This is a genomic window from Rivibacter subsaxonicus, assembly GCF_004217215.1.
Taxonomy (GTDB): domain Bacteria; phylum Pseudomonadota; class Gammaproteobacteria; order Burkholderiales; family Burkholderiaceae_C; genus Rivibacter; species Rivibacter subsaxonicus.
Map to the genome: position 1 here is coordinate 744,097 of NZ_SHKP01000004.1, position 23,291 is coordinate 767,387.

At 68.4% G+C, this 23,291-nt stretch carries 16 protein-coding genes and 1 other RNA gene; 11 read left to right on the forward strand and 6 right to left on the reverse strand.

The annotated features are described in order from the left end of the window. Nucleotides 1-11: 11 nt before the first annotated feature. Nucleotides 12-719, reverse strand: a complete 708-nt coding sequence (locus EV670_RS03415) for a DUF2059 domain-containing protein (RefSeq protein ID WP_130430395.1) — start codon at nucleotides 717-719, stop codon at nucleotides 12-14. Between the two features lie 8 nt (nucleotides 720-727). Beyond that, complete coding sequence (gene gyrA / locus EV670_RS03420) at nucleotides 728-3,388, reverse strand: DNA gyrase subunit A (RefSeq protein ID WP_130430396.1); 2,661 nt, start codon at nucleotides 3,386-3,388, stop codon at nucleotides 728-730. Between the two features lie 293 nt (nucleotides 3,389-3,681). On the opposite strand from gyrA, the gene ompA reads away from it, so the two are divergent. The 6 genes from ompA to EV670_RS03450 all read left to right on the forward strand — a co-directional run bounded on the left by ompA (nucleotide 3,682) and on the right by EV670_RS03450 (nucleotide 12,358). Further along, nucleotides 3,682-4,377 (forward strand): outer membrane protein OmpA, encoded by a 696-nt coding sequence (gene ompA / locus EV670_RS03425; RefSeq protein WP_130430911.1) that lies wholly within the window; start codon nucleotides 3,682-3,684, stop codon nucleotides 4,375-4,377. 96 nt (nucleotides 4,378-4,473) lie between these two features. Further along, the gene (ubiG, locus tag EV670_RS03430; RefSeq protein WP_130430397.1) at nucleotides 4,474-5,208 is read left to right on the forward strand and encodes a bifunctional 2-polyprenyl-6-hydroxyphenol methylase/3-demethylubiquinol 3-O-methyltransferase UbiG; all 735 of its coding nucleotides are present in this window, start codon (nucleotides 4,474-4,476) and stop codon (nucleotides 5,206-5,208) included. Beyond that, a complete protein-coding gene (locus EV670_RS03435; protein ID WP_130430398.1) occupies nucleotides 5,205-5,885 on the forward strand; it encodes an HAD family hydrolase in 681 nt (226 codons plus the stop codon). The genes ubiG and EV670_RS03435 overlap by 4 nt, the downstream gene beginning before the upstream one ends. A gap of 176 nt (nucleotides 5,886-6,061) precedes the next feature. After that, the gene (locus EV670_RS03440; protein WP_165393222.1) at nucleotides 6,062-9,766 is read left to right on the forward strand and encodes a DUF748 domain-containing protein; all 3,705 of its coding nucleotides are present in this window, start codon (nucleotides 6,062-6,064) and stop codon (nucleotides 9,764-9,766) included. A gap of 191 nt (nucleotides 9,767-9,957) precedes the next feature. Beyond that, the gene (locus tag EV670_RS03445; protein WP_165393223.1) at nucleotides 9,958-10,938 is read left to right on the forward strand and encodes an NAD-dependent epimerase/dehydratase family protein; all 981 of its coding nucleotides are present in this window, start codon (nucleotides 9,958-9,960) and stop codon (nucleotides 10,936-10,938) included. A gap of 16 nt (nucleotides 10,939-10,954) precedes the next feature. Then, nucleotides 10,955-12,358, forward strand: a complete 1,404-nt coding sequence (locus EV670_RS03450; RefSeq protein ID WP_130430401.1) for an aspartate aminotransferase family protein — start codon at nucleotides 10,955-10,957, stop codon at nucleotides 12,356-12,358. Here the strand turns inward: EV670_RS03450 and EV670_RS03455 are convergent, their stop codons facing one another. Next, nucleotides 12,359-13,672, reverse strand: coding sequence for an FAD-binding oxidoreductase (locus tag EV670_RS03455; protein WP_130430402.1), 1,314 nt, complete (start codon nucleotides 13,670-13,672; stop codon nucleotides 12,359-12,361). Nucleotides 13,673-13,716: 44 nt separating this feature from the next. Here EV670_RS03455 and EV670_RS03460 point away from each other — a divergent pair, with 44 nt between their 5' ends. Further along, complete coding sequence (locus tag EV670_RS03460; RefSeq protein ID WP_165393224.1) at nucleotides 13,717-14,085, forward strand: DMT family transporter; 369 nt, start codon at nucleotides 13,717-13,719, stop codon at nucleotides 14,083-14,085. A gap of 29 nt (nucleotides 14,086-14,114) precedes the next feature. Here the strand turns inward: EV670_RS03460 and EV670_RS03465 are convergent, their stop codons facing one another. Continuing rightward, a complete protein-coding gene (locus EV670_RS03465; protein ID WP_130430403.1) occupies nucleotides 14,115-15,536 on the reverse strand; it encodes a UbiA family prenyltransferase in 1,422 nt (473 codons plus the stop codon). A gap of 6 nt (nucleotides 15,537-15,542) precedes the next feature. Next, complete coding sequence (locus EV670_RS03470) at nucleotides 15,543-17,102, reverse strand: hypothetical protein (protein WP_130430404.1); 1,560 nt, start codon at nucleotides 17,100-17,102, stop codon at nucleotides 15,543-15,545. Nucleotides 17,103-17,457: 355 nt separating this feature from the next. On the opposite strand from EV670_RS03470, the gene ssrA reads away from it, so the two are divergent. The 4 genes from ssrA (at nucleotide 17,458) to EV670_RS03490 (ending at nucleotide 22,215) form a co-directional block, all read left to right on the forward strand. Continuing rightward, nucleotides 17,458-17,830, forward strand: a transfer-messenger RNA (tmRNA) gene (ssrA, locus tag EV670_RS03475). 213 nt (nucleotides 17,831-18,043) lie between these two features. After that, nucleotides 18,044-19,237: a formylglycine-generating enzyme family protein gene (locus EV670_RS03480; RefSeq protein ID WP_242616814.1), complete on the forward strand. Its 1,194-nt coding sequence runs from the start codon at nucleotides 18,044-18,046 to the stop codon at nucleotides 19,235-19,237. Nucleotides 19,238-19,308: 71 nt separating this feature from the next. Continuing rightward, complete coding sequence (locus EV670_RS03485) at nucleotides 19,309-20,340, forward strand: HAD family hydrolase (protein ID WP_130430405.1); 1,032 nt, start codon at nucleotides 19,309-19,311, stop codon at nucleotides 20,338-20,340. A gap of 174 nt (nucleotides 20,341-20,514) precedes the next feature. Continuing rightward, nucleotides 20,515-22,215, forward strand: a complete 1,701-nt coding sequence (locus EV670_RS03490) for an arylsulfatase (protein ID WP_130430406.1) — start codon at nucleotides 20,515-20,517, stop codon at nucleotides 22,213-22,215. Nucleotides 22,216-22,397: 182 nt separating this feature from the next. Here the strand turns inward: EV670_RS03490 and EV670_RS03495 are convergent, their stop codons facing one another. Then, nucleotides 22,398-23,228 carry a hypothetical protein gene (locus tag EV670_RS03495; RefSeq protein ID WP_130430407.1) on the reverse strand — a complete coding sequence of 277 codons (831 nt, stop codon included), beginning with the start codon at nucleotides 23,226-23,228 and terminating at the stop codon, nucleotides 22,398-22,400. Nucleotides 23,229-23,291: the final 63 nt, after the last annotated feature.

Below are 23,291 nucleotides of genomic sequence, written 5' to 3' on the forward strand. Positions count from 1 at the left end.
GCGTGCGCCGTTCAGGGCTTGCTGGCGGAACCGGAGGGCTTGGGTGCGGCGGGCTTGGGTGCGGCGGGCTTGAGGCCGCTGCCGGCCGGGCCGGAGGCCGGCGCCGCCGCGTTCGGCGTCATGCCGAGCTGCTTGGCGATCGAGGCCTCGAGCGCCTTGATGCGCGGCTCGACGCTGGGCCGGGTGTCGGCCACCAGCTTCTGCGCGAGCGCGTTGCTGACCTCGGGGAGGGTCTGCTGCAGCTTCTTGTTGGCCGGCGACTCGAGGAAGGCGACGATCTGGCGCAGTTCGTCCTCGGTGAACTTCTCCTCGATCGCGGTCTGCAGCTGCGTGTTGGACAGCTCGCCGGCGCGCTTGCGCACGATCGGATAAGTCTCGTCCACGTACTTGCGTGCGTCGGCCTGGATCTGCTTGGCGGCGGCTTCGCGCTTCTCGGCCGGGACGCGGACGATCAGCGGCTCGGCGGCGCTCAGCATCTGGCGCGCCGGCGTCTCGACCAGGTTGCGCGACAGGCCGTCGAGGCTGCCGGACTGCATCGCGACCAGGCGCTGCGCCAGGTCGATCTTGACCGGCGAGGAGGGCAGCTTGGGCGCCGCGGGCGCGGCGGGCGCCGCCGGCGTGGTGGCCGGCACCTGCGGCGTGACCTGGGCCAGTGCCGCGGTGCTGGCCAGGGCCAGGCCGAGGATGGCCGAGCCGATCGAAAGTTTGTTGAGCTTCATGCCGATGTTCATTCCGGGGTTCCCGTGCTGTTGTCTGTGTCACCGTTGCTGCCGCTCGCCTCATCGGCGTCGTCGGACAGGTCGGCGTTGGCGTCGTTCTCGACGATGCGCTGCAGCCCGATCAGCTGCGTACCGGCGTCGAGGTTGATGAGCGTGACGCCCTGCGTGGCGCGGCCCAGCTCGCGGATCTCGCTGACACGGGTGCGCACCAGCACGCCCTTGTCGTTGATCAGCATGATCTCGTCGTTGGGACGCACCAGCGTGGCGGCGACGACCTTGCCGTTGCGCTCGCTCTGTTGGATCGCGATCATCCCTTTGGTTCCGCGCCCGTGGCGGGTGTACTCGAGGATGCTGGTGCGCTTGCCGTAGCCGTTGACGGTGGCGGTCAGCACGCTCTGCGTCTCGTCCTCGGCGACCAGCATCGCGATGACGCTCTGGCCCTCGTCGAGCTGCATGCCGCGCACGCCGCGCGCGTTGCGGCCCATCGCGCGCACGTCGTTCTCGTCGAAGCGCACCGCCTTGCCGCCGTCGCTGAACAGCATCACGTCGTGGTGGCCGTCGGTCAGCGAGGCGCCGATCAGGAAGTCGCCCTCGTCGAGGTCGACCGCGATGATGCCGGCCTTGCGCGGGTTGCTGAACTCGTCGAGCGCGGTCTTCTTGACCGTGCCGAGCGCGGTGCCCATGAAGATGTAGTGGTCGGCCGGGAAGCTGCGGAACTCGCCGGTCAGCGGCAGCACCACGGTGATCTTCTCTTCCGGCTGCAGCGGGAACATGTTGACGATCGGCTTGCCGCGCGCGGCGCGGCCACCCTGCGGCACTTCCCAGACCTTCAGCCAGTAGACGCGGCCGCGGTTGGAGAAGCACAGGATCCAGTCGTGCGTGTTGGCGATGAAGAGCTGGTCGATCCAGTCGTCTTCCTTGGTCGTCGTGGCCTGCTTGCCGCGACCGCCGCGCTTCTGCGCCCGGTACTCGGCCAGCGGCTGGCTCTTGACGTAGCCGGTATGGCTCAGCGTCACCACCATGTCGGTCGGCGTGATCAGGTCCTCGGTGCCGAGTTCCTGCACGTTGTGCTCGATCTGGCTGCGGCGCTGGGCCAGCTTGTGGCCGCCGAACTCGGTCTTCAGCGCCACCAGTTCGTCGCCGATGATGGTCGTCACGCGCGCCGGCTTGGCGAGTATGTCGAGCAGGTCGGCGATCTGCGCCATCACTTCCTTGTACTCGCCGATGATCTTGTCCTGCTCCAGGCCGGTGAGGCGCTGCAGGCGCATCTGCAGGATTTCCTGGGCCTGGTCGTCGGACAGGCGATAGAGGCCGTCGGCCTGCATGCCGTAGTGGACAGGCAGCCCCTCGGGGCGGAAGGACTCGCGGCCGCCGATGTTGTCGGCCTCGGCGCGCGTGAGCATGTCGCGCACCAGCGAGCTGTCCCAGCTCTTGCTCATCAGCGCGGTCTTGGCGACCGGCGGCGTCGGCGAGTTCTTGATCGTCTCGATGAACTCGTCGATGTTGGCCAGCGCCACCGCCAAGCCCTCGAGCACGTGGCCGCGCTCGCGCGCCTTCTTCAACTCGTAGACCGTACGCCGTGTCACCACCTCGCGCCGGTGCTCGAGGAAGATCGCGACCAGCTGCTTGAGGTTGCACAGCTTGGGCTGACCGTCGATCAGCGCCACCATGTTGATGCCGAAGCTGTCCTGTAGCTGGGTCTGCTTGTAGAGGTTGTTGAGCACGACCTCCGGCACCTCGCCGCGCTTGAGCTCGATCACAACCCGCATGCCGGACTTGTCGGACTCGTCCTGGATATGGCTGATGCCCTCCAGCTTCTTCTCCCGCACCAACTCGGCCATGCGCTCGAGCAGGGTCTTCTTGTTCACCTGGTACGGGATCTCGTCGACGATGATCGCCTGCCGGGCGCCGCGGTCGATGTCCTCGAAGTGGCAGCGCGCGCGCATCACCACCTTGCCGCGGCCGGTGCGATAGCCCTCGCGCACCCCATTGAGGCCGTAAATGATGCCGGCGGTCGGGAAGTCGGGCGCCGGGACGATCTCCATCAGGTCGTCGATCGTCGCCTCGGGCTGCTTCAGCAGGTGCAGGCAGGCGTCGACCACCTCGTTGAGGTTGTGCGGCGGGATGTTGGTCGCCATGCCGACCGCGATGCCGGCACTGCCGTTGATCAGCAGGTTCGGCAGCCGGGTCGGCAGCACCAGCGGCTCCTTCTCCGAGCCGTCGTAGTTGGGGCCGAAGTCGACCGTTTCCTTGTCGATGTCGGCCAGCATCTCGTGGGCGATCTTCGACAGGCGGATTTCGGTGTAGCGCATCGCCGCGGCGTTGTCGCCGTCGACCGAGCCGAAGTTGCCCTGGCCGTCGACCAGCATGTGGCGCAGCGAAAAGGGCTGCGCCATCCGCACGATGGTGTCGTAGATCGCGCTGTCGCCGTGCGGGTGGTACTTACCCATCACGTCGCCGACGATGCGGGCCGACTTCTTGAACGGCCGGTTCCAGTCGTTGTTCTGCTCGTGCATCGCGAACAGGACGCGTCGGTGCACCGGCTTGAGGCCGTCGCGGGCGTCGGGGAGGGCCCGCCCGACGATCACGCTCATCGCGTAATCGAGATAAGAACGCCGCATCTCCTCTTCGAGCGAGATTGGCAGGGTTTCCTTGGCGAAGGGGGTCATGCGAGGAGCGACAAGGGCGCCAACAGCGGGGCGCCTGACCGGGAAGGTGTTTGGACGACGCCGCGATGACGCGCCGAAGCCCCGGATTCTAAGTGGCCCGGGTTGTCGTTCATGAGCAACATCCTCCCGGCCCTCGTCCCGCGGTGGCCGCAAATGCTTGTTGGCGCAAACGCGTGTGGCAGAATGATTTTGTCGGTTCGGTCACGCTTTGCTCTCGCTTTAATGATCGAATCCGTCTGCTTTTATGTCAGGACGTCTGCAGCGCGGCTGTGGCTTATCCCGAGAGGAGAAACATGAAGAATCTGAACAAGGTGGTGATGCTGTTCGCGGCAGCCGCGGTCTCCATTCCGATGGCCGCGAGTGCTCAGACGGCCAAGCCCATCCCCAAGCCAACGGCTGAAGAACTCAAGTACGCCAACGGCCAGGATCAGTGGCGTTCTACCGACGGCACCATTTGGACCAACGGCTCCAACGAACTCTGCTGGCGCGACAACTTCTGGACCCCGGCCACCGCCCATCCGGGCTGCGACGGCGCTCCGAAGCCGCCGCCGCCGCCGCCGCCGCCGCCGCCCGCTGCTCCGGCCCCGGTCGCGCCGCCGCCGGCTCCGGTCGTGCCGCCGGCCCCGGTCAGCGAGAAGGTGACCTACGCCGCGGACGCGTTCTTCGACTTCGACAAGTACAACCTCAAGCCCGAAGGCAAGGCCAAGCTCGACGACCTCGTCAGCAAGATGGGCGGCCTGAACCTCGAGGTGATCATCGCCGTCGGCCACACCGACAACATCGGTACCAAGGAATACAACCAGAAGCTGTCCGAGCGCCGTGCCAACACGGTCAAGGAATATCTGGTGTCCAAGGGCATCGAGAAGAACCGCGTGTACACCGAAGGCAAGGGCCTGACCCAGCCGGTCGCTGACAACAAGACCTCCGAAGGCCGCGCGAAGAACCGTCGCGTGGAAGTCGAAGTGGTCGGCACCCGCAGCCGCAAGTAATCAGGTTTCTCGCCTGAACCCCGGGAACCCCGCTTCGGCGGGGTTCTTTGTTTGTGCCCTCGTCACATCGTGGGCGTTCCTGTTTAGCATTGTTCCATGAGCGAGCCCTCAACCGACGCCGCGGCCACGGCGGTCAACGCCGACCCGCAGGAACTGGCCAAGTTCAGCGAACTGGCCCATCGCTGGTGGGATCCGGAGAGCGAGTTCCGCCCGCTGCACCAGATCAATCCGCTGCGGCTGGACTGGATCGACGGCCAAGCCAGCCTGGCCGGCAAGCGCGCCCTCGACGTCGGTTGCGGCGGCGGCATCCTCGCCGACGCCATGGCGCGCCGTGGCGCCAGCGTGCTCGGCATCGACCTGGCGTCGAAGCCGCTCAAGGTGGCGCAGCTGCATGCGCTCGAGGCGGGTACCAGCGGCGTGAGCTACCGCGAAGTGGCGGTCGAGGCACTGGCGGCCGAGGCGCCGCGGAGCTTCGATGTCGTGACCTGCATGGAGATGCTCGAGCATGTGCCTGATCCCTCGTCGGTGGTGCGCGCTTGCGCCACCCTGGCCCAGCCGGGTGGCTGGCTGTTCTTCTCGACGCTGAATCGCAATCCCAAGAGTTTCGCGTTCGCGATCGTTGGCGCCGAATACCTGCTCAGGCTCCTGCCGCGCGGCACCCACGAGTACGCGCGCTTCATAAGGCCGAGCGAACTGGCCCGCTGGTGCCGCGACGCCGGGCTAGAGCTGAGCGCCACGCGCGGCATGGAGTACAACCCGCTGACGCGCCGCTACTGGCTGTCCGACGACACCAGCGTCAACTACCTGTTTGCCTGCCGCAAGCCCGCATGAATGCCGTCCCGGGGCCGCGCCGCTTTGCCGGCGTCGAGGCCGTTCTCTTCGATCTCGATGGCACGCTGGCCGACACTGCCCCCGACCTGGGTGGCGCGCTCAATCGACTGCGCCTTCGGCGCGGGCTCGCCGCGCTGCCGCTGGAACTGCTGCGACCGGTCGCCTCGGCCGGCGCCCGCGGGCTGCTTGGTGCCGGCCTCGGCAAGACGCCTCAGGATCCGGATTACGAAGCCTTGCGTGACGAGTTCCTCGTCGAGTACGAGGCCGCGCTCGATCGCGACTCGCGCCTGTTCGACGGCACCCGTCCCCTGCTCGAGGCCCTGGGCGCGCGCGGCCTGCGCTGGGGCGTGGTCACGAACAAGGCGATGCGCTTTGCCGCGCCGGTGGTGCGCGGTCTTGGCCTTGGCGATGCGGCGGTCGTGATCGCCGGCGACAGCACCGCGCACCCCAAGCCGCACCCGGCACCGCTGCTCGCGGCCTGCGCGCACCTCGAACTGCGGCCGGCGCAGTGCATCTACGTCGGTGACGACCTGCGCGACGTGCAGGCGGCACATGCTGCCGGCATGCCGGCGGTCGCGGCTGGCTGGGGCTACCTCGGCGAGGACAGCGACGCCAGCCGCTGGGGTGCCGAGGCGCTGATCCAGGCGCCGCACGAACTGCTCGAACTGCTGGGCTGATTGCCTCGGCGCTGCGCGTGCCGAAGGATGCCCGGGCGCGGCTTGCACGATCGGGCCCGGCCCGCAACACTGGCGACCCGGCTGGCGCCTGCCGGCCCACGCAGCGTTGCCGTATGGATCCGATTTCGAGCGACACACCAGGGCCGGCGCAAACACTTCGCGGCCAGCGCGGCGGATTGCAGCGTCCGCTCCTCATCGGCGTGCTGGTGCTGGCCATGCTGGCTCTGGCGTGGACCCTGGTCGTAGGCCTGTGGCTGCCAGGTTGGCTCAAGCCACGTGTCGAGGCGGAGGCGACCCAGGTGCTCGGCGCGCCGGTGGCCATCGAGATGCTGGAGATCGCGCCCTGGTCGCTGGTCGGCAAGGTCGGTGGCTTGCGTGTCGGGCCGCCGGCGCAACCCTGGCTGCAGGTGCGGCAGATCGAGGCCAACCTGTCGATTGCGAGCCTGTTCCGGCTGGCGCCGGTCGTCGAGCGACTGTCGGTGCTCGAGCCGCGGGTCGAGCTGGTGCGTGAGGCGCCGGGGCGCTTCAACATCTCGCCGATGCTCGATGCGCTGGCCAAGCGACCGCCGCGGCCACCGGAGGCTGAGCCGGCCCGCTTTTCGGTCAACAACATCCGCGTCGAGCGGGGCAATGCCCATCTGGTCGATCGCGTGGGCAAGTCCGAGCACCGGGTCGACGCGATCGAACTCGGTATTCCGTTCATCTCCAACCTGCCCAGCAAGGTGCGCATCGACGTCGAGCCGGAGTTGCAAGCTAGCGTCAATGGCAGCCCGCTGAGGCTCAAGGGCAAGACGCAGCCCTTCGACGAAGGCCAGCGCTCGACGATCGACCTCGACTGGCGTGACGTGAACATGCCGTTCTGGGCCGAGGCGATCGGACCGCTGCTGCCGCAGCCGCTGCCGCTCAAGGTCGACCACGGCAAGCTGGCGTTGCAGTTGCAGATCGCCTTCGAGCGCGTTGCGCCGCCGGCCGCACCGCGCCTGCACGTCACCGGCAGCGCCGGCGTGAGTCAATGGCGCTCGAAGCTGGAGGCACAGGGCCTGACGCTGGCGTTTGCCAACCTCGATCTCGAGGATCTGGACCTCTGGCTGCTGCGACGACAGGCACGAATCGGCAAGGTTCGCCTGAAGGCGCCCGAGGCGGGTGCGGACCTGGAGCGGCTCATCGCGGCCAAACCGGTCACCCCATCGACGTCGGCGCGGTCGGCGGCGGTGGACAGCCCGTTCCTGCGGGTCAACGCAGCCGCGCCTGCAGCATCGGCGGCTGGCGGCGCGCCGGCGGCGGGTGACTGGGCCTGGCAGGTCGGCCACATCGCGGTCGAGGATGGCCGCGTGACGCTCAGGCACCCGGCCTGGCCGCAGGGTCAGCAACAGCTCTCGGCAGTCGGCTTGCAGCTTGAAGGCCTCGATGGTGGCGCGCAAGCGGCGCCGGCCCGCCTCGACGCCTCGTTGGTCGATGCCCACGGAGCCGCGCTGAAGGTGCAGGGCGAGCTGCGACCGGCGTCGCGGCAGGCGAGCCTGAATACCGAGCTGACGGCCTTCGATCCACGCCCGTGGCTGGTGCCGCTACAAGCCAAACTGCCGGTCGACTGGCTCGACGGCAAGCTGGGTGCCGGAGCCCGGATCGAGATCGATGCAGCGGCACGCAGCGTGCAGTTGCGCGAAGGCCGAGCCGAGTTGCTCAAGCTGCATCTGCAGCCGCGCGGCGAGCGCGGCCGCGACGCGGACCGCCTGCTGCTGCCGCGGCTGGCCGTCGGCGGGCTCGAGGTCGACATCGCGCCCGATGCACCGCCTGCGTTGCGCGCCGAGACGCTGGAGCTCGAGCGGCTCGCGCTGCGCGCCTCGCGCGACGAGGGCGGCGAACTGGCCTGGTTGAAGGGCCTGCCGATGGCGCCGCGCTCCGCGCAGGTCGGCGCGGCCGTGCCGCCCGCCGCGCCACAGCAGTCCGAGACAGGCGCGGTGCGCAAACCCTCGCTGCACCTGACGACGCTGAGCTGCGGCGCCTGCAGCGTGACGCTGGTCGACCACGCCGTGAAGCCGGCCGCCACGCTGGCGCTCGAGCGCGTCGCCCTCAAGCTCGGCAACCTCGGCAACGAGCTCGACCAGCACATCAGCTTCGAGGTCTCGAGCGTGGCGCAGCGCAACGGCCGCGTGAAGCTCGTCGGCCGGCTGCGGCCGCAGCCGCTCGAGCTGCGCAGCAAGATCGACGTTGCCAACCTCGACCTGCGCTGGCTCGAGCCCTATCTCGAGCATGTCCTGCGCGTCGGCATCTCGTCGGCGCGCGCCGGCGCCGTCGGTGACCTGAGCGTCGATGGCAACGTTGACCAGCGGGTGAGCGCGCTGCACTGGCGCGGCCGCGCCTCGCTCGCCGAAGTCCTCACCCTCGACAGCCTCAACGACGACGCCGAACTCCTGCGCTTCAAGCTGCTTCGGTTCGACGGCCTCGACGTGGCGTGGAAGCCGGCGCTGCTCCAGGCCGACCTCGGACGCATCGCGCTCGAGGACTTCTCGACCCGCGTGATCATCAACCCGAACGGCACCATCAACCTGCGTGAGCTGACCAAGGCCGAGGCGGACCGGCTCGCCGAGGCCGCTGCGGCGTCGGCGCCGAGCGCCGCGAGCGCGCCCGATGCCGCGAGCGCGCCGGCACCGGCGGCCAGCGTGGCCGAGCCGGTGGCCGTGGCCAGGTCGGATGGGCCGGCCCGACCCAAGCCGCAGCTGCGCTGGCAGAGCATCGAGCTCAAGCGCGGCAACATCGACTTCACCGACAACTTCATCCGGCCCAACTTTTCGGCCCAGCTCAACAATGTCAGCGGCACCGTGTCCGCGGTCGCGTGGAACGATCCGCAAGCGGCCACCGTGGAGCTGACCGGCAAGGTCGACGGCAGCGCGCCGCTGACCATTGGCGGCACGCTCCATCCGCTCGGGCCGCAACTGGCCACCGACATCCGCGCCGAGGCGCGCGGTGTCGAACTCAGCCGGCTGTCGGCCTATTCCGCGCGCTACGCCGGCTACGGCATCGAGAAGGGCACGCTCAGCGTCAAGCTGCACTACAAGGTCGAGGACGGCAAGCTCGCGGCCGAGAACAACCTCTACCTCGACCAGCTCACCTTCGGCGCCAAGGTCGACAGCCCGAGCGCGCTCAAGCTGCCGGTGCTGCTGGCCGTTTCGCTGCTGAAGGACGCCAACGGCGTGATCGACATCGACCTGCCGATCAGCGGCACCATCGACGACCCCAAGTTCTCGCTCGGCGGCATCATCTGGAAGGTGATCGTCAACCTCTTCACGAAGGCGGTCACCGCGCCGTTCTCGCTGCTGGCCGGCGGCAAGGGCGGCGAGGAACTGGGCTACGTCGAGTTTGCGCCAGGGTCGAGCGAGGTCGACGCGGAGGCCACCAGGCGGCTCGACATCCTGGCCAAGGCGATGAACGATCGCCCGGCCGTCAAGCTCGAGGCCACCGGTCGCGCCGACCCGACGCTGGACGAGGCCGCTCTGCGCGAGCGCCACATCGATGGCCTGATGCGGACCCAGAAGGCGCGCTCCGCCGGCCAACTGGTCGAGAGCGTGAAGATCGAGCCCGCCGAGCGCGAGCAGTGGCTCGCGGCCGCCTACAAGGCGACCAACTTCAAGGCCAAGCCGCGCAACCTGGTCGGCTTCCAGAAGAGCATTCCCGGCCCCGAAATGGAGAGCCTGCTGCGTGCCAACGCGCCCGTCGGCGCCGAACAGTACAAGGCGCTCGCCGACGAGCGCGCCAATCGCGTCAAGGCCTACCTGACCGACAAGGTGCCGGCCGAGCGCGTGCTGCTCACCTCGTCGAAGCTCGATGCCGAGGGCCTCAAGGACAGCGGCAAGACCACCCGGGTGGCGTTCGCCCTCAAGTAGCACTCGACGCCGGCCCGATCGGTCGTGGCGGGCCGTCGTCGGACCCGCGCCAGCGAGAGTGAAACAGGGTGTCAGCAAGTCCCATGTCTCAGGGGGCTTGGCGGCTCGTGGTCAGGTATTTGCGCAGCGCACAATCGAACTGTCCCGATCCCGCTTGCGGTCTCGAGCCGCGGTTCAGTCTGCCCGAAGCCATGAAGCACATCATTTTCGGAGGCAACGGCTTCGTCGGTCGCTACACCGCGCGCGACCTGGTCGATGCCGGCGACGAGGTCCTGGTCTGCGACATCGCACAGGATCGCGAACTGGCCATCTACCAGAAGGCCGGCTTCCAGAAGTGCGACATCACCCGACCCGAGGACGTTGCCAGGGTGCCCATCGGCCCCGATGACGTGGTCTACAACCTCGCGGCGCGGATGCTGCATCCGATCATCAAGCGGCGGGCACGCTACGAGTACTTCTATTCGGTGGACTACCACGGCGCCGTCAACATCGTCGAGGCGATGGAGCGCGCCGGCTGCAACCGGCTGATCCAGTTCAGCACCGACATGGTCTACGGCCCGCTGCAAACGCCGCCGCCGGTGAGGGTGGACCACCCGCGGGTGCCGATCGGCGAGTACTCGGCCAGCAAGAAGGCGCTCGAGGACTATTGCATCGCCAAGCGCGCCGATGGCCTTCGCGTCTCGATCTTCAGGCCGCGGCTGATCAACGGGCCGGGCCGGGTCGGCATCCTCGGCATGCTGTTCAACCTGATCCGCATGAGCCTGCCGGTGCCGCTGATCGGCAATGGCCGCAACCGCTACCAGATGGTCTCGGTGTTCGACTGCGCCAGCGCCGCGGTCTGCTCGGCGCGCAAAGGCGTGGTCAATGGCGAGTTCAACCTCGGCTCGACCGCGCCGCCCGACGTGCGCACGCTGCTCGCCGAGGTGATCCGCGAGGCCGGCTCCAAATCGATCCTGGTGCCGACCATCGCCGCTCCCGCCAAGGTGCTGCTGCGCGCGCTGGATCGAATCAACCTGCCGATCTTGGTGCCCGAGCAGTTCGAGATCGCCGACCACGACTACGTGGTCGATATCGAGCCCACCATCCACCTGCTCGACTGGATGCCGCGCCACAGCGACCAGCAGATGATGAACGAGGCCTATCGTCAGTTCCTGCTTGCCCGCAACGCCTGACCGGAGCCCCGCCGCCATGACTGCCCGCCCCGAACTGCTGAGCGTCGAAGCCGCCAAGGCACTGCCGGTCGACGAGGTGCGCAAGCTCTTCGAGCGCCACCTCAACCCCGGCCAGTTGCACTTCCTCAAGCTGCTCGGCTTCGACCAGGTGCTGGTGCGGCGGGCCGAGGGCATGTACTACACCGACCAGAACGAGCGCCAGATCCTCGACTTCTTCGGCGGCTTCGGCTCGGTGGCTTGCGGCCACAACCACCCGCGCATCCTTGCCGCGCGCAAGCGCTTCCAGGACGAGCAGCGCCACGAGATCTGCATCGCCTTCATGTCGCAGTACGCCACCGCGCTGGCGCACAACCTCGCGGCCATCGCGCCGGGTGAACTGGAGACGGTGTTCCTCACCAACTGCGGTTCGGTCGCCAACGAGGCCGCGCTCAAGCTCGCCGAGCGTTGCGCCGGCCCCAAGCGCAGCACGGTGGCCTATGCCACCAACTCCTTTCACGGCAAGACGCGCGCCGCGCTGTCGGTGACCGATTCCGAGTTCTACCAAAGCGGCTTCACGCTGCTGCCCAACCGGCGCCGGGTGCGCTTCGGCGACCTCGACTCGCTCGAGGAGGCCTTCAAGTCCGACCCCTCGATCGGCACCTTCATCGTCGAGACGGTACAGGGCGGGGCCGGCATCGTGCTCGCGCCGGAGAGCTACTGGCAGGGCGTGCGCGCGCTGTGCGACAAGCACGGCGTGATCTGGCTCGCCGACGAGGTGCAGTGCGGCGTCGGTCGCACCGGGCGCTTCTTCGCCTTCGAGCACTACGGCGTGGTGCCCGACATCGTCACGCTCGCCAAATCGCTCGGTGGCGGCAAGACCGCGATCGGCGCCTACATCGCGCGGCGCGACATCCACATGAAGGCCTACGGACCGCACAAGACGGCGCTGATCCACGGGCCCGCCACCTTCAGCGGCATGGGCGAGGGCTGCATCACCGCCATCGAGACCCTCAACGTGCTCTACGACGAGGGCCTGATCGACAACTCGGCCGCGATGGGAGCGCGCCTTCTGGCCGGCCTGCAGCGCCTGCAGCAGCAGCATCCGCGGCTGATCAAGGAGGTGCGTGGTCTGGGCCTGATGGTCGGCATCGAGTTCCACGATCTCTCGGAGACCCTGCCCTTCGGCATGAAGCAGATGGTCTCCCTGCTCGATGACAAGCTCAAGGGCAGCTTGTGCGGCTTCGTCGGCACGCTGCTGCTGCGTGACTACGACACCCTGGTCGCCTTCACCGAGTACAACCGCAACGTGATCCGCCTCGAGCCGCCGCTGGTGGCCAAGGCCGAGCACGTCGATGCCTTCCTCGCCGTCTTCGGCGAGTTGCTCGAGCTGGGCGTGACCAAGATCGTCTCGCGCTACGCGCGCGGCGCGATCGCTGCCTGATCAGCCTTCGCTGACGCGGCGCCAGAAGGCCGACGAGAAGCTCGGGTCCACGAAGGCGCCGAACTTCTGCCAGCGCGGGTAGCCGGCGCGAAAGATCGTCGCGCCCATGCGCCCGTCCTTGGCGGGGTAGAGCCGGCCGCCGGCCTCGAGCACGATGCGGTCCAGGCGTTCGAACAACTGTTCGAGTCGCGCTCCGCGGTTCGGAAAGTCGAGGGCCAGCGTCGCACCGGCGCAGGGAAAGGACAGCAGGCCCGGCGATGGTCGATCACCGAACTGCTTGAGCACCGCGAGGAAGGAGCCCATGCCACTGGCCGCCACCGCGCCGAGCAGGGCGCGCACGTGGCGCGACGCCGCGGCCGGCGGTACCACGCACTGGTACTGGTAGAAGCCGCGCGGACCGTAGAGCCGGTTCCATTCGAGCAGCGCGTCGAGCGGGTAGAGCCAGGGCCGGTAGTGGCGCACACCCGCGACGCGGTCGCCGCGCTGGCGGTGGAAGTAGGCGGCGTTGAACAGCTTCAGCGTGAGCCCGTTGACCAGCGACACCGGTGGCGTGAACGGCATCCGGCGCGTGTGCGCGCTTGGCGGCCGCAGCAGGACCGGGTCGACGCCAGGTGACGCATGGTTGCCGCGTTCGAACAGCCCGCGGCCCAGGCGCGCGCCGCCGCTGGCGCAGTCGACCCAGGCCGCGGTGTACTCGAAGCCTGCCGCCGACTCCTCGCTCAGCGCGAAGAACTCCTCGAGCGATCGAAAGCGGATCGTCTCGCTCTCGATGCCGGCATTGGCGATGCGGCGCAGCTGCAGCCGAACCCGCGTGACGAGCCCGGTCAGGCCGAGTCCGCCGATCGTGGCGGCAAACCAGTCGGCGTTCTCGCTCGGCGAGCACCAGCGCCGACTGCCATCCGAGCGCAGCAACTCGAAGCCCAGCACATGGTGGCCGAAGCTGCCGGCGCGGTGGTGGTTCTTGCCATGCACGTCGTTGGCGATCGCGCCGCCGAGCGTGACGAACTGCGTGCCAGGCGTGACGGCCGGAAACCAGCCCTGCGGCACGCAGAGATCGAGCACCTGTGACAGCAGCAGCCCGGCCTCGGCGTCGAGCACGCCGGTGGCGGCATCGAAGCCGAGGATGCGATCGATGCCGCGCGTCAGCAGCAGCGTGCCGTCGGGATTGAGATTGCTGTCGCCGTAGCTGCGGCCGTTGCCGAAGGCCAGCATCGAGGGCCGCGCCGGCAGCGGCTCGGCAGTCCCCTCGATCGTATGGAGCTCGTGCTTCGGCCACAACACGCGGCCCCACGAGCTCAGGTCACCGTGGTTCATCGTCGTAAGCTCGTAGCCGAAGCCACGCAACCGCCCGAGGTCCCATGCAGAAGTACATACCGCTCATCCTGGCCGTCGTGTCGACCAATGCGCTGTCGCAGATCATGCTCAAGCAGGGCATGAACACGATCGGCAGCTTCAGCTTCGATGGCGGCAGCCTGTGGCGCACGCTGCCTACGGTCGTGCTCAATCCGTGGATCGTCGGCGGCCTGGCGGTGCTGGTGTTCAGCATGGGGCTGCACCTGATGGTGCTGTCGCGGGTCGAGCTCAGCTTTGCCTACCCCTTTCTGAGCGTGTCCTATGTGCTGGTGCTGATCGCCGGCTACATATGGTTCGGCGATGCGATCAATGCCTCGCGCCTGCTCGGCGTTGCGCTGATCTGCCTGGGCACCTTCTTCATCGCGCGCAGCTGACATTGGCCCTCGGCTGGCGGGCTGCGGGCTCATAGCGCCAACCACACCAGCGCGACCGCCACCAGCACGATCAGGCGGCTGATGCGGTCGCGCAGCGCGAACACGACCGGGTCGTCGTAGAGGCCACCGTGGTAGGCCTTCAGCCACAGCCGCACCAGCCAGTACAGCAGCAGCGGGCACATCAACCACAGCACGTAGGCGTGCGTGTAGCGGGCACTGACGGCCGGATCGTTGAGGTAGAGGCTGAGCGTGAGGATCGACAGTTGGCCCGCCGACAAGCCTGCCGCCAGCACGAAGACGCCGTCATCGGCGGTGTAGGCCCGGCCCTTGATGCGCTTCTGGTCGTGGGCGCGCAGCTCGCCGATCTCGACATAGCGCTTGGCCAACGCCAGGCTCAGGAACATGAACATCGAGAAGCCGAGCATCCACATCGAAGGCTCGACCTGCGTCGCGGCCCAGCCGCCGATGATGCGCAGCGTGTAGAGCAGGGCCAGCGTGAAGACGTCGACCAGCACGCGGCGCTTGAGCCAGGTCGAGTACAGCGTGGTCAGCAGCACGTAGCCGAGCAGCACCCCGAGCGCGGCCGGCGGCAGCGTCAGTGCCGCCAGCACCAGGCTTGCCGCGAGCAACGCCAGCGCCAGCCGCAGCCCCTGGGCGATCGGGATCAGCCCGGCCGCAAAGGGCCGCTTGCACTTGCGCGGGTGCTGGCGGTCGGCCTCCAGGTCGAGCAGGTCGTTGAGCACGTAGATCGCCGACGCGGCCAGGCCGAAGCAAAGGAACATCGACAGCGCCGCCAGCAGCATCTGCGAGGTGGCCATGTCGAGGATCGGGAGCAACGGCAGGAACACCAGCACGTTCTTGAGCCACTGGTGCAGGCGGATGCCGTAGAGCCAGTCGCGCAGCGAGGCGCGCGGAACGCTGATCTCGGCCTCGACCGCGGCGCAGCCGGCGGCCGCGCGGCGCAGCGCGGCCGAGTTGGACACCACCACCGCCGCCTGCGCCCCTTGCCAGACGCCGAGGTCGATCGGCGCGTCGCCGGCGTAGCAGAAGCCCTGGCCGGCGGCATCGAGCCGGATCGCCGCCAGCTTCTGCGCGCCGCTGAGGTTGTCGCTGCCGTCCGAGGCCAGCACCGCGTCGAACAGGCCCAGGTGCCCGGCCACGGCCTCGGCCAGGCCGCGGTCGCTGGCGGTGGCGAGCACGACGCGCCGGCCCTGCGCGCGCGCGGTGCGGATCAGGTCGAGCACCTCGGCGCGGTAGGGCAAGGCGGCCGGATCGAGCCGCACGCGCCGGGCGATCTCGCGCTTGAACGCAGCCTTGCCGCGCAGCAGCCAGCCGGGCAACTGCAGCGCCGCCAGCGGCCGGTCGCGCACCAGCAGCACCAAGCTCTCGTGCAGCAGGTCGGTGGCGATCAGGGTGCCGTCGAGATCGACGTAGAGCGGCGACCTGGCCATGGCGATTCAGGGGCCGGTGCGCGGAGCAGACGCCGGTCGCGCCGGCAGGACCAGCACATAGCCGGTTTCGCCGGCCAGTACCTGGGCGCGCGCGAGGTCGACCGCACCGGCGTCGAGTTGCAGGCGCTCGAGCATCGTCGCGGCAGTGGCGCCGTTGGGCCGCTCCTTGATGCGCACGTGTTCGACCCAGAGCAGGGTCGGGCAGGGATCCGCCGTCGTCGGTGCGCGGCTGTCGCCGGCGGCCATGGGCTGCACGGCGAATCCGAGGCGGCGGGCGCGCTCGGCATGCGCCCAGTAGCGCACCTCGACCTCAGCCTCTGGCTGGCTTGCCGGTGCGGGAACGAGGGCGTGCACCACCGAGCCCGGGCAGGCCGCCACGCGTTCTCGCACGAGGCGGGCGCTGGCATCCCACAGTTGTGGCTGCTGGGCGCGGTAGGCGTGCAACAGGACCGCGGGCAGCGCCATGACCAGCAGCAGGCTCCAGAGCAGGCGCCGGCTCATGATCGCGTTGGCCGACAGCGCCGCGATCGTGCCGACGATCAGCACCTGGAAGCTCACGATGTAGCGCTCGGTCACCAGCGGGCGCACCACGTGGGTCACGAGCAGGATCGCGGCGAAGGCGGCTGCCGCCGCGATGACCAGCAGCAGGCGCGGCACGCGGGCCTCGGGCGCGCGCAGCGCCTCGGCGAAGCCGCGTTCGAAGATCGGCGCCTCGCCGGCGAGGCCGCGCACGTGCACCCGCGCGGCGAGCGTCAGCAGCAGCGCGCAGCCTGCCAGTGCGCTGGCCAATGGCGCCGCGGCAAGGCATTGCCAGACAGCGCGCGCGAAGATCAGCAGCGCCTTGCCGACGCTGCTCGTCACCCAATAGGTCTTCGAGGCCGGAATCAGGAACTGCAGGTGGTAGGCGAGGTAGAGCGCGAGCAGCAGCAGCGCGGCCGCCAGCGCGCAGAGCAACGCAGTCGCCCAGCGCCGCTGGCCGCGCCACAGGCATAGCAGGGTCAGTGGACCGAGCAGGATCAGCGCCTGCAGCGTCGCGATGTAGTGCAGGTTGGTTGCCAGCACGACGGTCGCGAGGAACATCGATGCGGGCACGCGGTCGCGCTGCCAGTCGAGGTCGTCGGCATCGTCGACCAACGCGAACCCGCCCGCGACCAGCACGAAGAAGAGGCAGATCTGGGCAAAGTAGGAGCGCGCCTCCGCAAAGTAGTCGATCGACGCGGGCCAGGCGAAGAGCAGCACCGCGAAGACGAGCACGAAGGTGGCCCGGGCCGGCCGCCAGCGCAGCAGCACGCTGCCAAAGGCCACCGCCCAGGCCAGGGGCAGCAGGTTGAACAGCCGGTGCCCGATCAGGCTGTCGCCCCCGACCAGGCCCAGCAGCCAGTGCAAGGTGGAGAACAGCGGCGGGTTGAAGTCGACGCGCCAGCGTTGCCGGGCGAGTTCGAGCAAGGGGAGGTCGTGCTGCGCGAACCAGAGCGTCCAGAACTCGTCGAGCCAGGGCCCCCGGCGCAGCGCTGCAGCCACGGCCAGAACCGTGAACAGGCACAAGAGGATGCCGACAGCTCGCATCGGGAGTGCGCGGGTCGCGCCCGAGGCCGCTGCCACCGGTTGCCCCTGGTGTCGGGAGATTGCCGCTCCCATGCCTCTCACCCTCCGTCGAGTTCGCGGTGAACTGCCCCGCCAAGGCCACCCGGGTAAGCGCCAGATGGCCGAACGATGCTAACCGACCCCCATTCGCGCGACCGCATCGGACGGCCCCTCGAAGAGGCGTTGCTGCGACGCCGCAACCATGCTCCCCCGGGGGTGCGGGGCCTTGGGGCGCGCCAGCCGGCGGATGTCGCCTTGCCATCGCAGCGGCTGTGCCTGCGCTTGCAGCCCCCGTGACTCTGCGCGCTTCTGCCGGGCCGCCTACAATCGTGGCTCTGGGCCCGACCAGGTTTCGACGTGGGTGCGGATTCGGAGTGGGGCATGCCGAGCATCAGTGAGCTCGTAAATCCAGCTGAAACAAACCAACTGCGAACGACGAACGTTTCGCCCTCGCCGCTTAAACACCGGTGAGCCTCTCAACGGTTGGCCGATGGGCCGGGTCCGAGGTCGCAAGACCAAGGGCTGAGGGGTAATACACATTGGCTGGTTCCTTGCTGTGCCACACAGCACCGAACGAGATCTAGTGGCTGGCGTTGTCCGTAGCGTGCTCCTGCGCGACGGCGACGTGAGACTCAAATCAGAAAGCTAAGCATGTAGATCTGCCCGATGATGGCTTGCGGACGGGGGTTCGATTCCCCCCGGGTCCACCAACATCCAAAGCCTCAGCCGTTCGCGGCTGGGGCTTTTTTCTTTGGCTGGTCGCGCGTGACTGCTCCGGTCCGACGGCAGCTGGCGGACGTCGCCCACGCCGACGCTGATGTAAGGTGCCTCGTCCGTCAACGATCGCCAAGCCAGCCATGAGCCGAAAGCACTCGCATGATGCCGTCGCCCCAGCAAAGCGCGGGTCTGCTGCGTCCGAGGCCATGACCGTCGCGCCGCGAAGCAGGCGCTGGCGCGACGCGGCGATGTTGCTTGGCGCGATCTTGCTCTGCGGCGTACTCGGCTACGGTGCCGTGCGGACCTGGGAGGCGAGCCGCGTGCCTGCGGGGCCGGTGGTCGGCGACGGGATCAATGGCCCGGCCGACATGGCCTGGATCCCCGGTGGCAAGTTCCTGATGGGCAGCGACCACAAGCTCGCCCAGGCCAACGAGAAGCCGGCCCATCCGGCCCGCGTCGGTGGCCTCTGGATGGATCGCCACCATGTGACGAACGCGCAGTTCCGCCGCTTCGTCGAGGCCACCGGCTACCTCACGACCGCCGAGCGCAAGCCCGACTGGGCCACGATGGCGCCGCAACTGCCACCCGGCACGCCGCGCCCGCCCGACGAGGCACTCGTGGCCGGCGCGATGGTCTTTGTCGGCACGCCGGCAGTGGTCGACTACCGCGACTTCACCCGCTGGTGGCGCTACGTGCCGGGGGCGAGCTGGCGTCACCCGAACGGGCCGGGCAGCAGCATCGAGGGCAAGAACGATCATCCCGTGGTGCAGGTCAGCCACGAGGACGCGCTGGCCTATGCGCGCTGGGCCGGCAAGCGCCTGCCGACCGAGGCCGAGTGGGAGTTCGCCGCGCGCGGCGGACTCGAACAGGCCACCTACGTCTGGGGCGAGGAATTCGCGCCCGGCAAGCAGCAGATGGCCAACGTCTGGCAGGGCCAGCAGAAGCGCACCTTCCCGGTGGTCAGCGCCAAGGCCGGTGGCGCCGTCGGCACCAGTGCGGCCGGAAGCTTCCCGGCCAACGGCTACGGCCTGTTCGACATGACCGGCAACGCCTGGCAGTGGGTGGCCGACTGGTATCGCGCCGATCAGTTCGAGCGCGTGGTGCGCACCGGCGCCGCGCAGGACGACCCGCCCGGCCCGAGCGACAGCTGGGACCCGAGCGAGCCGGGTGTGCCCGAGGCCGCACCGAAGCGCGTGACGCGCGGCGGCTCCTTCCTCTGCAACGAAGATTTCTGCCTGAGCTACCGGCCGAGCGCGCGGCGTGGCACCGATCCGTACACCAGCATGTCGCACCTGGGCTTCAGGCTGGTGATGAGCGAGGACGACTGGCGCGCGCAGCGCGACCAGGCCGGGCGCCAGGCATCGCCTGCCGGCGGTGTGGCCAACGGACGTGGTGGTTGACGAGGCGTGACACGCCAGCGATAAGCCCGAATCGTTCTCATCCACGTGCGCGCAGCGCAGAGGAGGCATGGATGCAAGGTGAACAACGGCTCGGCATCTGGCAACGCACGAGGCGCTGGCTCGTGCTCGGGGCCGCGGCCCTGGTGCTGGCGGCCTGTGCCAGCGGCGGTGGCGGGAACACCGACCCGCTACCCTCGTGGAACGAAGGCACCAGCAAGCAGGCGATCCTCAAGTTCGTCGACGGGGTCACGCGCGAGGGCTCGCCGTCCTACGTCGCGCCGGCCGAACGCATCGCCACCTTCGACAACGACGGCACGCTCTGGGCCGAGCAGCCGCTTTACTTTCAGTTCCTGTTCATGCTCGAGCAGGTCAAGGCCGCGGCACCTCAGCATCCCGAGTGGAAGGACAACGCAGCCTTCAAGGCGCTGGTGGCCAACGACCACGCGGCGCTGGCCGAGATGGGCCACAAGCCGATCCTCGAACTGCTGATGGTGGCCAACAGCGGCATGAGCAACGAGGCCTACGACCAGACCATCCGCGACTGGCTCGCCAGCGCGCGCCACCCCAAGCTCAAGCGCCCGTTCACCGAACTGGTCTACCAGCCGCAGCTCGAGTTGCTGGCCTACCTGCGCAGCAAGGGCTTCAAGACCTTCATCGTCTCCGGCGGCTCGGTCGAGTTCATGCGGCCGTGGGTCGAGAAGGTCTATGGCATCCCGCCCGAGCAGGTGGTCGGCTCTCAGCAGGGCATGAAGTTCGACATGGCCGGCGGCAAGCCGGTGCTGATGCGCGAGCCCAAGATCGACTTCATCGACGACGGTCCGGGCAAGCCGGTCGGCATCTACAAGCAGATCGGCCGGCGGCCGATCCTCGCCTTCGGCAACTCCGATGGCGACCTGCAGATGCTGCAGTACACCGTGGCTGGGTCCGGCGCGCGGATGGCGCTGATCGTCCATCACGACGACGCGGCGCGCGAGTTTGCCTACGACCGCCAGTCCAAGATCGGCAAGCTCGACAAGGCCTGGGACGAGGCCAAGGCCAAGGGCTGGACGGTGGTCAGCATGCAGCGCGACTGGAAGCAGGTCTTCCCGGCGCCGAAGAACTGAACAGAAATGCGGAGGGGAAGCGGTGCCTGGCACACGCGACCCCGGAACCGCTGCCGAGGTGGCCGCGGGCGAACAGCCCGGCCTGTCGTGGGGAGAGTGCGGGCAACCGCATCCATCGTGGTTCGTGCGCGGGAGTGCGTACGGTCTGATCCAACTGCACACAGGAGTGATGGCATGAGTTGTTTGAAGTCGAGCCTGCGGGGACTCGGGCGCGTTGCGCTCACGGCCCTCACCGCCGTCTGCGCCCTGACGCTGACGGTGCCGGCCGCCCATGCGCAGGCACAGAAGAAGCCGAACATCCTGGTGATCTTCGGCGACGACGTCGGCATCGCCAACATCAGCGCCTACAGCGGCGGGGTGATGGGCTACGAGACGCCGAACATCGACCGCATCGGGCGGGAAGGCATCCGTCTCCAGCACTACTACGCCGAGCAGTCGTGCACCGCAGGACGTGCCGCGTTCCTGACCGGCCAGCATGGCATCCGCACCGGGCTGACCAAGGTCGGCTTCCCGGGTGCACCGATGGGCATGAGCCAACTCGACCCGTCGATCGGCGGGCTGCTGCGCAACATGGGCTACGCCACCGGCCAGTTCGGCAAGAACCATGTCGGTGACCGCAATCCTTCGCTGCCTACGGTCAATGGCTTCGACGAGTTCTTCGGCAACCTCTACCACCTCAACGCCGAGGAAGAGCCAGAGCTGCCGGACTATCCGAAGGACCCGGCCTACCGCGCCAAGTTCGGACCGCGCGGCGTGCTCAAGACCATGGCCACCGGCAAGGACGACGCCACGGTCGACCCGCGCTTCGGCAAGGTCGGCATGCAGACGATCCAGGACACCGGCCCGCTGACCAAGAAGCGGATGGAAACGGTTGACGACGAGACCTCGGCCGCCGCGATCGACTTCATGAAGCGCCAGAACGCCGCCGGGAAGCCATTCTTCACCTGGATGAACGCCACCCGCATGCACCTGCGCACCCACGTGCGCGAGTCGCACCGCGGCCGCTACAAGCATGGCGACAGCGAATACATCGACGGCATGATCGAGCACGACGAGATGGTCGGCTCGCTGCTCAAGGCGCTAGACGACATGGGTATCGCCAACAACACCATCGTCGTCTACACCAGCGACAACGGGCCGCACATGAACACCTGGCCCGACGGGGCTATGACGCCGTTCCGCGCCGAGAAGAACACCAACTGGGAGGGCGCATTCCGCGTGCCCGCGGTGGTGCGCTGGCCCGGCGTGATCAAGCCCGGAACCGTCACCAACGAGCTGATGAGCCACAACGACTGGGTGCCCACGCTGATGGCAATCGCCGGCGAGCCCGACATCATCGGCAAGCTCAAGAAGGGCTACACGACCACCGGCCCGCAGGGCCGCACGTTCAAGGTGCACCTCGACGGCTACGACCAGTCCACCTTCCTGCGCACCGTCAGCGGCACCGCCGGCAACAACAACGGCGTCAAGAGCGCGCGCGACAAGTTCTTCTACACCGACGACGACGGCCTGCTGGTGGCGTTCCGGCAGGGCGACTACAAGTACGTCTACGCCGAGCAGCGCCTGCCGGGCACCATGGGTGTCTGGGCCGAGCCCTTCACGCGGCTGCGCCTGCAGAAGATCTTCAACCTGTTCCAGGACCCGTACGAGCGGGCCGACATCACGTCCAACACCTTCTGGGACTGGCAACTGAACCACGTCGGCCAGGTCTACGGGGCGATGGACCAGGTCTTCGCCTTCGCCGATTCGTTCAAGGAGTTCCCGCCGCGCTCGTTCCCGCCGAGCTTCGTGCCGGCGACGATCATGGAAGAGGTGATCAACGACCTCAAGGTCGAGCGGCGAAGGGCCGAGCAGGCGGCGCCCAAGTCCAAGTAGGCGGCTTGCCGCGATCACTCGCTGTGCCTGCCGTCGGTCACTGCTCGAGCCTGACCGGCTGCGCGATCAAGGAACCCAGGCGAAGCGACGTGGCCCAGATCCTGGGGCGTTGAATCGCCAACGACAGCAAGGGCGCCTCGGGGCGCCCTTGCTTTGCCCGGACTCGCCGCTGCTGCGGGCTGTCAGAACGCCGCTTCCAGGTACAGCGTCGGCCCGAAGAAGCGGTAGTTCACGCTGCCGCGCCACAGTTGGCGCTCGACGCGGATGTCGTAGTGGACGTAGCGGTAGCCGAGCCCGATGCCGAACCTCGGCGAGAAGCGCCAGTTCAGGCTGGCCGAGGCGTTGATCAGCGAGCCGGAGTAGTCGTCGATGCTGAGCGTGAGGTAGTCGGCGCGCCCCCGCAGCAGCCAGTCGGGCGCCAGCGCGAAGATGCCGTACACGCCGAGCGTGGGCAGCGGGAACATCTCTTCCTGCTGCTCGACATGCACCGCCTCCACGATGGAGCCGCTCACCGCGCCGGCGAGCTCGATATTGAAGCGGGTCGCATGCACGCCGAGCGAGGCGCCGAATTCGGCATTCGGCTGGAGCAGGAACGAATAGCCCACGGTGGCGCGGTAGACGTCGGAGTCGAAGCGGCTGTCGAGCACCGCGGAGACCGGATAGACCGAGTCGTCCCAGCGGATCTCCTTGTCGATGCTGCGTCTGCCGCTGCGGCGCAGCGCGTAGTACTCGAACTCGAAACGCCAGGCCTCGCCGGCGCGTGCGCCCAGGCGCAGGTAGGGCAGGCTGGAGTCGCGTGGCAGGCCGAGGTCGCGCTCGAAGTCGATCTCGGTGCCGGGCACGTCGCCGACCAGCAGGTCGGCTTGCGCGCTCGATTCCGCGCGCGGGAAGAACGCGTCGACCTGCATCCAGTAGCGGTCGGCCACGTTCTCGGCCGCCGCGTTGCCGCACCAGGCGAGGCCGGCGCCGAGGGCAAGTTGCAGTGCGTAGCGGGCCGGCGTCGATCGACTCATGCGGGTGTGGGTCTGGATGGTTGCGGTCGTGCTGGGGCCTTGATCGAAGGTGGCACGCGCCTG